This window comes from Burkholderia orbicola (assembly GCF_900100915.1).
Classification (GTDB): domain Bacteria; phylum Pseudomonadota; class Gammaproteobacteria; order Burkholderiales; family Burkholderiaceae; genus Burkholderia; species Burkholderia orbicola.
Genome location: NZ_FNKW01000001.1, coordinates 587,898 through 600,812, shown reverse-complemented (window position 1 = coordinate 600,812; position 12,915 = coordinate 587,898). Strand labels below are relative to the sequence as shown.

Here is a 12,915-nt window from a genome sequence, read left to right as displayed (position 1 = left end):
GCACTGCAAGTAGCTTTGCAACCCAGTGGCTCGATCTGAATCCAGAAGCACAAAAGCCCGCTGCAAGCGGGCTTTTTTGTGTGCTACAAATTTGCTACAGCACGAGGCTGCAGCCTTGCTGGATAAGCCTTGCGCTTATCATTCCATCCCCTGAACTACGGGGCGGCATACCAGGGCGGAGATCTCCATGCTGTCCCTTTTCGGCCAGGAGCGGCCGCTCGACCTCAGCGCCTGAATCGTCGACGTCGGCGTCAGGCTGATAAAGGCGTGACTGGGGTTGCATTGCCACTTCACTGGGGGCGCATCTCGTAAGCTTGTGGGTCGCATTATGTCTCGTGCATACGGCGGCTCGCGGTTCGCGACAATCGTTGCGTCAGAAGTGGCAAGAGGTAGGCAAGACACAACGATTTCTGCTTTCAATGCGGAGGCGGCCCCTGGTGGGAGCGCGGCTACGTTCCGCTCAAATGCTTGGCACCGGCGACTGGTGAAACTAATGGAGCAACCGACGTGATAGTGCAAGGTAAACGGGTGGCCGTCGTGGCGCCGGCGGGCATTCCTGACGGGGATAATCTGGCGCAGGCCGTGTCGCTGGTGGAAAGTTGGGGTTTTTCCGTCTGTGTGGGCGCGCACGTAACTGACCGGTTCCGGTATCTCGCGGGATCTCATCAGGATCGTATTGGCGATCTGCTTGCCGCGTTGTCAGACCCGGCAGTCGATATCGTCTGGATCGCACGCGGCGGCTATGGCTCTGCGCATGTGCTGTCCGCGCTGCCCACTACCGTGCCACGAAAGAAAACCGTGATCGGCTTCTCCGATGCGACCGCGCTTTTCTGTGCGCTGAAGCAGATTCCCGGCGTCACCGTAATTCACGGGCCGACGCTCAACGGCCTCGCGACGAAAGTTGACGAGGAGTCGCGCCTCAGCGTTCTGGGTGCGCTCACCGGGGTCTCGCCGACGCCACTGCCACTCGAACGTCTGCATGGGGCGGCTGATTCGATCGGAGGGCCGCTTGTCGGCGGCAATCTCACGGTACTCGCGAGCATGGCCGGCAGCCGTTGGCAGCCTAGATTTCGCGACTCGATTGTCGTTCTGGAGGACGTTACTGAACTTGCATACCGCATTGACCGCAGCATCATGACGATGCGTCACGCCGGTATCCTCGATGGCGCACGCGCGATTGTGCTCGGCGACTTCATCCGCTGCCCGTTGCCGGCCGGGGCCAACTACTTACTCACGGACGTTCTGCTGGACGTGTTGGCGCCGCTCGGCGCCCCAATCTATGGGGGCCTTCCCGTGGGGCATGGTCAGCGCAATCTGTCGTGGGTGATTGGACGGCCTGCCGAGATCCGCGGAGGCATGTTGCTGCGATAGCTTTGCCCTTCGCACACCCTGTTCGATCGTCGATTGTCGGGCAGCGGACGGGATTCGGCCAGATGCGGTCGATCGACATCAACGTCTAGATTGTCGACATCCATTAGCGGGCATGTTCGTCGACGGACAGTAGAATGAAAAGAGACTATGGGGTGAAAATGACCGATACGGAGCTGAAGCTACGCAAGCGCTCAGCGACGCCGATAACCCCCGTCGCTTCCCGCCCCTTCTGCACGGAACCGCACAGAAATCCAGATCGTAAGTCTCAATTGCTGTCGAATGGAGGCAACCAGATGAAACTTCGGGCCGGATATGATCAGACGTTTCGGTATGTGCGACAAAATGCACACGGCTTGATGTATGACGTTGGGTTTCACGTATATCAGCGCAACGATGGAACATTCATACTCGGCTACGAAGTAGTGCAGGAGGAAACTAATTGTCAATTCGGAAGTGGCGCTATTAGCTTGAACTTCGAGGGCACACGCGAAGAAGTGGAAACACATGTTCGGTCATTGCTGGAAAATATGATCGACAATCTGGCGGACGAGAGCGGGGAGAGAGTAACAATAACGCGAACAGGCGAACGTGCCGACTATCGGGTTGTCGAATGGAACGACGGGACTGACGGGGCTATCGATGACTTGGTTCTACGCTGTCCGGAATTAGTGCTAGGGCGATATGTTGCAATTGCAAGTTGTGACAGCGGCCCATATACGCCGACCAATGAGGAATTCACGGCTGGATGGTCAAAGATCGGTGCACTCGCGATTAGTCCGTTAGTCAAGGTGGTATCTCAGCTTCCGATGCCAGGCTTTGACGAGTGGTATGTGTACGATAGGTTTATAAAATTTGAGCCCCATGCAAATTTCGTGAATCGCTTAGGGTTTAGTCCGCTCAACGTCGATGACATGTACACAGAAGAATTCTGGAGACAAGTCGCCAAGTTGGAGCCTCTGCACGTGCTCGGTTCAGGCAGCCCGGGCGTGTTTTTAGTCACCCGCGACAAAACGCTTTTCGAGGCAGTAAATCGTGATGCAACACCGTGAGAGGTTTTTCGTATGCGCGTATGACACTTTCTCACCGAGGTGATCACCAAACCCGCGTCCGAATGGTTGCTTCATAGAGTGTCGACCGGCCGCTTCGGGTCGAAATCGGCCGTTGCAATCAGTGCGGCTTGGCCGACCGCATGACGTCGTCACTGGGCTTAAGAGTTGAGGCGCTCGGCAGAGCGGTCAATGTGGTTGGTCAATTGCCACAACATATTGATTTTATGAATAAGGTGACGGCCTGCAAAGCCGTTTAGGCCGGTTCGACTCCGGCTCGCGCCTCCAGAAAAAGCCCCGCTTCGGCGGGGCTTTTCTTTTTCTGCATCGCCTGGAAACCGTCGCGCACGGTGCATGCGACGGACGGCCGCCAGCCGATCACCCATCCACCGGCTGCGCCGGCGTCTCGAGCTTCAACTGATAGAACGCCGCATCGAGCCAGCGGCCGAACTTGAATCCCGCCTCCGCGATCGTGCCCGAGTGCACGAATCCCAGCTTCGTATGCAGTGCGATGCTCCCGGCATTGGTCGCGTCGATGCAGCCGACCAGCACGTGCACCTGCGCTTCGCGCGCACGGCGGACTACTTCGCGCAGCAGCAGTTCGCCGAGCCCGCGACCGCGTTGGTCGTTGCGCACGTAGACGCTGTGTTCGACGGTGTACTTGAACGCCGGGAACGCGCGGAACGTACCCCAGCTCGCGAAGCCGAGCAGCGTGCCCGCTGCGTCGACGGCGCCGAAAACCGGAAAACCGCCCGCGCGCTTCGTCGCGAACCACGTGACCATCGCCTCCGGTGGACGCGGCCGATAGTCGTACAGCGCGGTCGAGTTCGCGATCGCGTCGTTCAGGATCTCGAGAATGGCCGCGGCGTGCTCGGCCTCGCTGCAATCGATCAGGCGCACGTCGTCGCGCTGGGTCGGGGAATTCATGTGGGTTCCTTCCTGTTGGTTCTAAACCGGTTGCGCCCGCGACGCGCGCATCACGCGCTGCGCCCACCGGCGGCGGACGCATCGCAGATCGCGACGACATAGCGCGCGGCATGCGATGACGGATTGCTGAAGATCAGCGGCTGGTCGAGCCGCATGGCCAGGCAGTCGCCTTCGCGAAGTTCGTGAAGCGTATCGCCCAACGTAACGTCGACGCGGCCGCTGATGATCCACACCTGCTGGTGCGGCGCGCTTTCGCGCCCGCCGCTGTCGTACGCGACGCGCGCGCCGGGCGGGAAATCGACTTCGACGAGCTGGATCGGCGACGGCCAGCCGACCGGCGACAGGTTGCGCCGCACATAGCCGGACGCCGGATCGCGCCATTCGGCCTGCTGCGTGCGCCGTGCGAGCGGCTGTGCGGGCGCGTCGTCCTGGTCGCCGCCAAACAGCCCGGCCAGCGACACGCCGAGGCCGGCCGCGAGCTTGTCGAGCACGACGGCTGTGGGGCTGGCCGACGCGCGTTCGATGAGCGAGATCATCGAACGGCTGACGCCGGAACGCGCGGCCAGCGCGTCGAGCGTGTAGCCTCGAACGGTGCGCAGGTCACGCACGCGCCGGGCAATGCGCTCGTTGATGCCGGTGTCGTCGGTCGCGGTGATCGCTGATTCTTTCATGATGGATTAATTTTCCAGCAAACTGGAATTCGGTGTCAACGACATTTCCCGTGGCGATTCGACGGGACGGGGGACGCGAACGGCTTGCCCGGTCGTCGTACGCGGCGTAATATACGAAACAGCTACGTTTCGTTTAATTGGGGATATATGGGCATCATCAAGATTTCCGAGCACATGCATGAACGGCTGCGCTCGACGAGTACGGCGCTGAGCCGTTCGATCAACGCGCAGGCCGAACACTGGCTGCGCGTCGGGATGCTGGCGGAACTCAACCCGGCGCTGTCCTACGGCGACATCTGCAAGATGCTGATCGAGGCCGAGGCGCGGGGCGGCGACGTGGGGCCGGCCGAGACGGCCGCGCATAGCATCGAGCAGGTGGCGTGATGGCGAAACGCGAAATCCCGATCCGCGGTGCCGCGGAAATCGCCAAGTCACGCGAAGCCGCGAAGCTCGCGTCGCAGGTGCTGACGATGATCACCGAGCACGTCAAGCCGGGCGTCACTACCGACGAGCTGGACGCGCGCTGCCGCGAATACATCGTCGACGAGTTGGGCGCGATCCCCGCAAACATCGGCTACCACGGCTATCCGAAGACGCTGTGCACGTCGGTCAATCACGTGGTCTGTCACGGCATTCCGACGTCGCGGCCGCTGCGCGAGGGCGACATCGTGAACCTCGACATCGCGGTGATCAAGGACGGCTGGTTCGGCGATACGAGCCGCATGTATTTCGTCGGCGAACCGAGCGAACTCGCGCGGCGGCTCGTCGCGGCGACCTACGAGGCGATGCGCGCCGGCATCCGCGCGGTGCGTCCCGGCGCGACGCTCGGCGACGTCGGCTATGCGATCCAGCAGGTCGCGCATCGCGAAGGGTTCAGCGTGGTGCGCGAGTATTGCGGGCACGGCATCGGCGACGTGTATCACGACGAACCGCAGGTGCTGCATTACGGTCGCCCGGGCACCGGCCTGCCGCTGCGGCCGGGGATGATCTTCACGATCGAGCCGATGTTGAACGCGGGCAAGCGCGACACGCGCGTGCTGGCCGACGGCTGGACGGTCGTGACGGCGGACCATTCGCTGTCCGCGCAATGGGAGCACATGGTCGTGGTGACGGAAACCGGCTTCGAGGTGCTGACCGAGGACGCGAAGCCGCAGGCGTTCGCGGCGCTGTCGGGCACGCACGCGGCCTGACGCGGGCCGTGCGCCGCACACGGCGGCGCGGCGTTGCAATGAAACGGGCCCCTTCGCGGGGCCCGTGTCGTTTGCGGCGGCCGGCGCCGCGAACGACACGGCGCAGCGGTGCTTAACCGCGCGCCTTCTGCCACGCGTGTTCGACGAACACGCGGCACAGCGCCTCCATCCCTTTGCGATCTTCGTCGTCGAAGCGCGCGGCGACCGGGCTGTCGACGTCCCACACGCCGATCAGCGTGCCGTCGCCGGCCACCAGCGGCACGACGATTTCCGATTCCGACGCCGCATCGCACGCGATATGGCCGGGGAAGTCGTGCACGTCTCGCACGACCTGCGTCTCGCGGGTCTGCGCGGCCGTGCCGCACACGCCCTTGCCGAGCGCGATCCGCACGCACGCGGGCTTGCCCTGGAACGGCCCGACCACGAGCTCGGTGCCGTCGAAGAAGTAAAAGCCGGCCCAGTTCAGGCGATCGAGCGAGTGATAGACGAGCGCGGAGAAATTCGCGGCGTTCGCGGTCAGGTCGCGTTCGGATTCGACGAGCGCGCGTGCCTGCTCGACGAGCGTCGCGTATTGATCGGCCTTGGCGGCGGTAGGGTCGTTGGACAGCGTGAACATGGCGGGAAAGCGATAGGGGTTGTCAAAAAGGCGCACTGAAGGCGCACTGCGCGTACCGCAGTCTACGGCACCCGTGCGTGGTCTGCAGCGCGTGGTCGTGCGTGATGCGGCCCCGCTCAGTCGGGTTCGAGTTCGGCGAACCGCTCGGCCAGAAAGTCGAGTAGCGCCCGCACCGCCGGCAGCAGCCCGCGGCGCGACGCGAACACCGCGTGCACGATTTCGCGGCGCGGCGCCCAGTCGGGCAGCACCGTGACCAGTTCGCCGCGCGAAACCTCGTCGCGCACCATCATCGTCGGCAACTGCACGATGCCGACGCCTGCAACGGCCGCCGCGCGCAGTGCGAGCATGCCGCCCGTCACGTAGCGCGGCTGGTGATGGATTTCCGCATGCGCGCCGTCGGGCCCGCGCAGCCGCCATACGTGCGTGGACTGCGGCACGCCGTGATCGAGGCTCGGCAGGCGTGTCAGGTCCGCGGGAACGGCCGGTACACCTTGCTCGCGCAGCAGCGCGGGGCTCGCGACGAGGCACTGGCCGCGTTCGGCGAGCACCCGCAGCGCGAGATCGCTGTCCTCGAGCGGCGGCGGGCGCACGCGGATCGCGACGTCGATCCCTTCGCCCACCACGTCGACGCGCCGGTTGGTCGCTTCCAGGTGGATCTCGACGCGCGGGCACGCGGCCATGAACGCGGCGATCATCGTGCCGACCAGCGAATCGAGCAGCACGATCGGGCAACTGACGCGCACGATGCCGCGCGGCTCCTCATGCAGCAGCGCGATCGCCTCGTCGGCGGCATCGGCCTCGACGAGCATCGCGCGGCAATGCGCGTAATAGGTCTGGCCGACGTCGGTGACCGTGAAGCGGCGCGTCGAACGCTGGATCAGCCGCATCCCGAGCCGCGCCTCGAGCAGCGCGATGCGGCGGCTCAGCTTCGATTTCGGCATGTCCAGCGCGCGCCCGGCCGGCGCGAAGCCGCCGTGTTCGACGACCTGCACGAAGTAGTAGAGATCGTTCAGATCTCGCGCTTTATCGTTCATGAAATGGAACGCTGAGTGCGATTTCGGCAGTCTACCGGATCGATCGTTCCATCACTATATTGTCGGTCATGGATGCGAAACACGTGTTTCGCCGCAATTCGGAGAAGGCAAATGAAGAAGATCCAGGGTGTGTACAGTGCGCCGCGCGGCCATTGGGTCGGCGACGGTTTTCCGGTGCGTTCGATGTTCAGCTACCAGTCTCATGGCACGCACCTGAGCCCGTTCCTGCTGCTCGATTACGCCGGCCCCGCGACGTTCGAACCGGCGACCGCGCCGCGCGGAGTCGGCCAGCATCCGCACCGCGGGTTCGAAACGGTGACGATCGTCTATGACGGCGAAGTCGCGCACCGCGACTCGACCGGCGCGGGCGGCACCATCGGCCCGGGCGACGTGCAGTGGATGACGGCCGCGAGCGGAATCCTGCACGAGGAATTCCACTCGGAGGCGTTCACGAAGCAGGGCGGCCCGCTCGAGATGGTGCAGCTGTGGGTGAACCTGCCCGCCGCGGACAAGATGGGCGCACCCGGCTACCAGACGCTGCTGAACGCCGATATCCCGGTGGTCGAGCTGCCGGACGGTGCAGGGCGGGCGCGGATCATCGCCGGTGAGCTCGACGGGCGGCGCGGCCCGGCCCGCACGCACACGCCGATCGACGTGTGGGACGTGCGGCTCGCGGCGGGCGGCCATGCGCGGTTCCCGGTCGCCGAAGGGCGCACGCTCGCGGTGGTCGTGCTGAGCGGCACCGTGCTGGTGAACGGCGAGACGGTGGCGCGCGAAGCGCAGTTCGTGCAACTCGGCCGTGATGGCAGCGACGTCGAGATCGAAGCGAACGGCGACGCGAAGCTGCTGATCCTGAGCGGCGAGCCGATCGACGAGCCGGTGGTCGGCTACGGCCCGTTCGTGATGAACTCGCAAGAGGAAATCCGGACCGCGATCGAGGACTTCAACAGCGGCCGCTTCGGCCAGATGCCGGCATGACGGTGTGACGAGCAGGCCCCGCGCGATGCGGGGCTTTTTTTTCGGGCGTGGCGGGCGGTCGCGCGGGTCGGGCGCTTCGAGGCATAATCGGCGGTTGCCGCGCGCCGGCCGGCGCGCCCGAATCAGGACCGCACATGAACGCTTCCGCACCCACCGCATTCCCCAGCACCGTCGATCTCGACTGGCGCTGGAAACCCTTCGACGCGCTGACGGCGCGCGAAATCTATTCGATCCTCGAAGCGCGCAGCGCCGTGTTCGTCGTCGAGCAGAACTGCGTGTATCGCGACATCGACGATGCGGACCAGGCCGCGTGGCACCTGGCGGCCTTCGATCCGGCCGGCCGCCTGGCCGGTTATCTGCGTGTGCTGCTGCCCGACGCGCAGCATACCGACGTGCGCATCGGCCGCGTGCTGACGACCGCCGCGTTTCGCGGCGCGGGCCTCGGCAACGGGCTGCTGTCGCGCGCGCTCGAGCATATCCGCGCGCAATGGCCGGATACGCCGGTGAGCCTGCATGCGCAGGCTCACTTGCAGCGTTTTTATGGGGCATTCGGCTTCACGCCGAGTTCGGACGTGCACGACGAGGATGGCATCCCGCACGTATGGATGAGCAGCGCGCGCGCGTGATGCGTGCCGCGCCGCGTGGCAATCAGTGCGCGGTGCGCGCGACGGGCGGCTCGTCCGCGTGCTGCGCGACCCGCTCGCCGATCAGGCGCCCGCGGGCGGACAACCGCAGCCAGTGCCGCAGCGCGATCAGCGCGCCGATCACGCTCATCATCGAGCCGGGAATCCACAGCAGCAGGCCGCCGATCTGCTGGTCGCGCAGCGGGCTCAGCCACGTGAACGCGCGGCCGCAGATCGAGTAGATCGGATACAGTTCGTGCGGCGTGAAGAAGATCAGCGCGCCGAGCGCGATCTGCGGCGGGATCGCCGCGACGACGATCAGAATCCGGCGGCCCGGCGACAGCCGCGCGGGCGGTGCGGGACGCGGATCGACGACGAGCCACCAGAACAGCAGCCCGTCGATCACCATGCTCCAGTTCATCACGCGATAGAGACGCCAGTCGAGCATCGCGATGAAGTGGATCGGCGACAGCAGCCAGAAATAGATCAGCCCGACGAACAGCACGACCGCGACGACCGGATGAAATACCACGTCGAGGGTCGCGCGCACCGGCGCCCACGCGAGCGCGGGGTGCACGAAGCGCCGCCGCCAGCTGAACGGAATGCCCGCGCGGATCGCCGCGCCCGGATAGGACAGTGCGATGAAGAACGGCCCGAGGTGATGCAGCACGAGGTGCTGCGCGCGGTGCATGAAGAATTCATGCTCGAAGAAGTAGTCGAGCCGCGTATGCAGCGCGATGTAGAGCGCCGTCAGCCCGAACCAGAACGAGAACTGCCGCAGTGGCGACACCTTCGCCTTCTTCACGCCGCGTGCGAACAGCACGGCGGCCGTCAGCACCGCGACGACCACGGTCGGCGACGGTTCCCACGGATCGAGCCAGTACAGGAGATTCATCGCGCGCGCATCACTTCGCCTGGGCCGGCGATTTCACGGCGAACGGCGCATCGACCGTCTCGCCGTCGGAGAATTTCAGGCGCAGGTGCACGGTGTCGCCCGGCTTGATCGCGTGCTTCGGTTCCTCGAGCATGAAGTGATAGCCACCCGGCGCGATGTCGACCTTGCCGCGCGCGGGGATCGTCAGCTTGTCGACCATCTCCATCTTCTGCGTCGAGCCATTCGAGACCGTCTGGTGCAGCATGGCCATCCCGTAATCGGGGCTGTCGACGTCGACGAGATCGATCGGCTTGTCGCCGGTGTTCACGAGCGTCACGTAGCCGCCCGCGGGCAACTTGTTCGGCAGCCAGCGCACCCACGCGTTCTGCGCGCTGATCGCGCCGGCGGCATACGCGTGGGCGCCGGCGCACAGCGCGGCGACGAGGGCGAACGTCTTGAGGGTCGTTTTCGTGTTCATGGCGGAATTCAGGTCGTGGAGGCAGTGTCGATGATCCGGCGCACATCGGCGGCGATGGCGTCGGGCGAATCGCGATCGGTCGCGAGCAGCCGCGCGCGGCCGGTCGCGTCGAAGATGTAGACGGCCGAGCTGTGCGTCACTTCGTAGCCGCCGGACGGATCGCGTTTTTCCATCTGGTATGCGACGCGATAGCGCTTGGCCAGCGATTCGATCTGGCCGTCGGTCCCGGTCAGGCCGCGCGCATGCGCGGCGTCGAACGCGGCGACATAGGATTGCATCGCCTGCGGCGTATCGCGCGCGGGATCGACCGAGACGAACAGGATGCGCACGTCGTCCGCCCGTGGGCCGAGCTTCGCCAGCACTTCCATCAGCCGCGCCAGCGTCTCGGGGCAGACGTCGGGGCAGTGCGTGTAGCCGAAGTAGACGAGCGCGACGCGGCCGCGGAACGCATCGGCGTCGACGGGATGGCCGTCGCCGCCCGTCAGCTTGAACGACAGATCGGGCAGGTGGCCGGTGACGTTGGTCAGGTTCCAGCGCGGCTCGTCGTGCGTGCACGCGGTGAGCGCCACGGCGGCGGCGAGGGCCGCAGCCGTGCGGATGAGGCGGGAGAGGCGCCGGTGCGGCGCGGGGCGGGCAGACGACATCCTGGGGCTCGATCGGACGAAAGGGGGCCGGCCGGCGCGATGCCATGCGCCGCGCGGCAGGCGGTTGCGACTGTAGCGCAATTCGCGCGCCCGCGTCCTTTCGAAACCGATACGGCGCGGGCGAGCGGGGCAATATGTCGCAGTTGACGGGGTGGCCGATGCGATGTCCGCGCAGCCGCGGTTTCGCCCATCTGGGGGCGCAGGCGCGGTAAGATGCGCACAACTCCATTCGCGCAGTGGCGGCCTGCGTTTGCCGGCCGGCCCTCAGACTATCGAATCGATGCAATCCGTTCCGGCTTCCCTGTCCCTGACCGATACCGCGTTCTTCTTCGACTTCGACGGCACGCTCGTCGAACTGGCGCCGACCCCCGACGCCATTCACGTTCCGCCGTCGCTGCTGACGCTGCTCGACGAATTGTCGCGCCGCTCGCACGGCGCGGTCGCGATCGTGTCCGGGCGCGGGATCGACAACCTCGACACGTTCCTGAAGATGCCCGGCCTGCCGATCGCCGGCCTGCACGGCGCGGAGCGCCGCGATGCGAACGGCGACACGCAGCGTATCGGCTTCAACGACGAACGCCTGCTGCGCATCGAGCGCGAGCTTGCCGGCGTGGTCGACCGCCATCCGGGCATGCTGCTCGAAATCAAGGGCGCGGCCGTCGCGCTGCACTTCCGCAATGCGCCCGAGCGCGAGGCGGTGGCGCGCGAAGCGGCCGAGCGCCTCGTCGCCGACTATGCGGATGCGTATGTGCTGCAACCCGGCAAGATGGTGTTCGAGATCAAGCCGAAGGGCGTCGACAAGGGCCGCGCGCTCGCCGCGTTCCTCGACGAGCCGCCGTTTGCGGGCCGCGTGCCGCTGTTCGCGGGCGACGACCTGACCGACGAAAAGGGCTTCGCGGTGGTCAACGCGCGCGGCGGCCTGTCGATCAAGGTCGGCGCGGGCGAGACGTCCGCGCGCATGCGGCTCGATTCGGTCGACGCGCTGCATGAGCAGATCGCAGGCTGGCTCGGTGCGGGGCAACCGCACGCATGAGCCGGCTCATCATCGTTTCAAACCGCGTCGCGCCGATTTCGGAAGGCGAACCGGCGGCGGGCGGCCTCGCGATCGGCGTCTATGACGCGCTGAAGGAAACCGGCGGCATGTGGTTCGGCTGGAGCGGCGAAGTGGTCGCGTCCGGCGCGCCGCAGCCGCAGATCCGCATCGAGGAGCGCGGGCCGGTGACGTTCGCGACCGTCGGGCTGACGCGCCGCGATTACGACCAGTATTACCGCGGGTTCTCGAACGCGACGCTGTGGCCCGCGTTCCATTACCGCGCGGACCTGATCCAGTACGATCGCCACGAATTCGACGGCTACCGCCGCGTCAACGTCTGGCTCGCGCAGCAGCTCGTGCCGCTGCTGCAGGACGACGACGTGATCTGGGTGCACGACTATCACCTGATTCCGTTCGCGCGTGCGCTGCGTGACGCCGGCGTGAAGAACCGCATCGGCTTCTTCCTGCACATCCCGTTTCCGGCCGCGCAGGTGCTCGTCAACGTGCCGCCGCACCGCGAGCTCGTCGAGTCGCTGTGCGCGTTCGATCTGCTCGGCTTCCAGACCGAGCCCGACCTGCGCGCGTTTTGCGACTACGTCGAGTTCGAAGCGGACGGCGAGGTCGAGCACGACGGGCACACGGTGCGCGTACGGGCATTCGGCCAGACGTTGCGCGCGGCCGCCTATCCGATCGGCGTGTATCCGGACGAGATCGCGTCGCTCGCGCAGGCGGGCGAGCACGGCAAGGCGGTGCGCACGCTCGCGACGTCGCTGCGCGGGCGGCAACTGATCATGAGCGTCGACCGACTCGATTATTCGAAGGGGCTCGTCGAGCGCTTCCGGGCCTTCGAGAAGCTGCTCGAGCACCAGGCGTCGATCCGCAACCGCGTGTCGTTCCTGCAGATCGCACCGTCGACGCGCGCGGACCTGCGCGCGTACCAGGACATCCGCCTGCAGCTCGAAGCGGAGTCGGGGCGCATCAACGGGCGCTACGCGGAGCTCGACTGGGCGCCGATCCTCTACATTCACCGTCAGTACGACCGTCAGGTGCTGGCCGCGCTGTACCGGCTCGCGCGCGTGGGGTTCGTCACGCCGCTGCGCGACGGGATGAACCTCGTCGCGAAGGAGTACGTGTCCGCGCAGAATCCGGACGATCCGGGCGTGCTGGTGCTGTCGCGCTTCGCGGGCGCCGCGCGTGAGCTCACGGGCGCGCTGATCGTCAATCCGATCGATATCGACGGGATGGCCGATGCGCTGTCGCAGGCGCTGACGATGTCGCTCACCGAGCGGCGTGCGCGTTACGCGGACATGATCGCGCAGCTTCGCGAGAACAACGTGTCGGTGTGGCGGGACAATTTCCTGCGTGATCTGCAGCAGGTCTGATCCGATTTATTGCTTGCGCTGCAATTGAAAAAGCCGCCGTGCGCAAGC

At 65.7% G+C, this 12,915-nt stretch carries 15 protein-coding genes and 1 tRNA gene; 9 read left to right on the top strand and 7 right to left on the bottom strand.

Translation table 11 applies throughout. The annotated features are described in order from the left end of the window. The first annotated feature begins 507 nt into the window (after window positions 1-507). The 3 genes from BLS50_RS02705 (at window position 508) to BLS50_RS35830 (ending at window position 2,705) form a co-directional block, all read left to right on the top strand. Window positions 508-1,371 (top strand): LD-carboxypeptidase, encoded by an 864-nt coding sequence (locus BLS50_RS02705; protein WP_074800562.1) that lies wholly within the window; start codon window positions 508-510, stop codon window positions 1,369-1,371. Between the two features lie 134 nt (window positions 1,372-1,505). Then, the gene (locus tag BLS50_RS36240; RefSeq protein WP_256333919.1) at window positions 1,506-2,420 is read left to right on the top strand and encodes a hypothetical protein; all 915 of its coding nucleotides are present in this window, start codon (window positions 1,506-1,508) and stop codon (window positions 2,418-2,420) included. Between the two features lie 169 nt (window positions 2,421-2,589). After that, window positions 2,590-2,705, top strand: a tRNA-Cys gene (locus tag BLS50_RS35830). A gap of 90 nt (window positions 2,706-2,795) precedes the next feature. Here the strand turns inward: BLS50_RS35830 and BLS50_RS02695 are convergent. Together BLS50_RS02695 and BLS50_RS02690 are read right to left on the bottom strand one after the other, a co-directional pair. Continuing rightward, entirely contained in the window at window positions 2,796-3,344 is a 549-nt protein-coding gene (locus BLS50_RS02695; RefSeq protein WP_074800556.1) for a GNAT family N-acetyltransferase, read from the bottom strand. Window positions 3,345-3,394: 50 nt separating this feature from the next. Next, window positions 3,395-4,015 (bottom strand): helix-turn-helix domain-containing protein, encoded by a 621-nt coding sequence (locus tag BLS50_RS02690; RefSeq protein ID WP_074800553.1) that lies wholly within the window; start codon window positions 4,013-4,015, stop codon window positions 3,395-3,397. 147 nt (window positions 4,016-4,162) lie between these two features. Between BLS50_RS02690 and BLS50_RS02685 the strand changes: the two genes are divergently transcribed. Together BLS50_RS02685 and map are read left to right on the top strand one after the other, a co-directional pair. Then, the gene (locus BLS50_RS02685) at window positions 4,163-4,399 is read left to right on the top strand and encodes a ParD-like family protein (protein ID WP_011694229.1); all 237 of its coding nucleotides are present in this window, start codon (window positions 4,163-4,165) and stop codon (window positions 4,397-4,399) included. After that, on the top strand, window positions 4,399-5,205 hold the full coding sequence (map, locus tag BLS50_RS02680) for a type I methionyl aminopeptidase (RefSeq protein ID WP_074800550.1): 807 nt from the start codon (window positions 4,399-4,401) through the stop codon (window positions 5,203-5,205). The genes BLS50_RS02685 and map overlap by 1 nt, the downstream gene beginning before the upstream one ends. 112 nt (window positions 5,206-5,317) lie before the next feature. On the opposite strand, the gene BLS50_RS02675 is transcribed toward map, so the two are convergent. Continuing rightward, window positions 5,318-5,821 carry a GAF domain-containing protein gene (locus BLS50_RS02675; RefSeq protein WP_074800547.1) on the bottom strand — a complete coding sequence of 168 codons (504 nt, stop codon included), beginning with the start codon at window positions 5,819-5,821 and terminating at the stop codon, window positions 5,318-5,320. Between the two features lie 116 nt (window positions 5,822-5,937). Next, window positions 5,938-6,855, bottom strand: a complete 918-nt coding sequence (locus BLS50_RS02670) for a LysR family transcriptional regulator (RefSeq protein WP_074800543.1) — start codon at window positions 6,853-6,855, stop codon at window positions 5,938-5,940. 111 nt (window positions 6,856-6,966) lie between these two features. On the opposite strand from BLS50_RS02670, the gene BLS50_RS02665 reads away from it, so the two are divergent. Further along, a complete protein-coding gene (locus BLS50_RS02665; protein WP_074800540.1) occupies window positions 6,967-7,833 on the top strand; it encodes a pirin family protein in 867 nt (288 codons plus the stop codon). Between the two features lie 134 nt (window positions 7,834-7,967). Then, the gene (locus BLS50_RS02660; protein WP_074800537.1) at window positions 7,968-8,459 is read left to right on the top strand and encodes a GNAT family N-acetyltransferase; all 492 of its coding nucleotides are present in this window, start codon (window positions 7,968-7,970) and stop codon (window positions 8,457-8,459) included. Between the two features lie 22 nt (window positions 8,460-8,481). Here the strand turns inward: BLS50_RS02660 and BLS50_RS02655 are convergent, their stop codons facing one another. Genes BLS50_RS02655 through BLS50_RS02645 form a run of 3 tightly spaced genes read right to left on the bottom strand, consistent with a single transcriptional unit; the run spans window position 8,482 to window position 10,452 of the window. After that, window positions 8,482-9,351: a cytochrome c oxidase assembly protein gene (locus BLS50_RS02655; RefSeq protein ID WP_074800534.1), complete on the bottom strand. Its 870-nt coding sequence runs from the start codon at window positions 9,349-9,351 to the stop codon at window positions 8,482-8,484. A 10-nt stretch (window positions 9,352-9,361) separates the two neighbouring features. Continuing rightward, window positions 9,362-9,808, bottom strand: coding sequence for a copper chaperone PCu(A)C (locus BLS50_RS02650; RefSeq protein WP_027805431.1), 447 nt, complete (start codon window positions 9,806-9,808; stop codon window positions 9,362-9,364). A gap of 8 nt (window positions 9,809-9,816) precedes the next feature. Beyond that, the gene (locus tag BLS50_RS02645) at window positions 9,817-10,452 is read right to left on the bottom strand and encodes an SCO family protein (RefSeq protein WP_011544964.1); all 636 of its coding nucleotides are present in this window, start codon (window positions 10,450-10,452) and stop codon (window positions 9,817-9,819) included. 280 nt (window positions 10,453-10,732) lie between these two features. Here BLS50_RS02645 and otsB point away from each other — a divergent pair, with 280 nt between their 5' ends. Beyond that, a complete protein-coding gene (gene otsB, locus BLS50_RS02640; protein ID WP_006476462.1) occupies window positions 10,733-11,485 on the top strand; it encodes a trehalose-phosphatase in 753 nt (250 codons plus the stop codon). Further along, window positions 11,482-12,867 carry an alpha,alpha-trehalose-phosphate synthase (UDP-forming) gene (gene otsA / locus BLS50_RS02635; protein WP_006476461.1) on the top strand — a complete coding sequence of 462 codons (1,386 nt, stop codon included), beginning with the start codon at window positions 11,482-11,484 and terminating at the stop codon, window positions 12,865-12,867. Before otsB ends, otsA begins: the two co-directional genes overlap by 4 nt. Window positions 12,868-12,915: the final 48 nt, after the last annotated feature.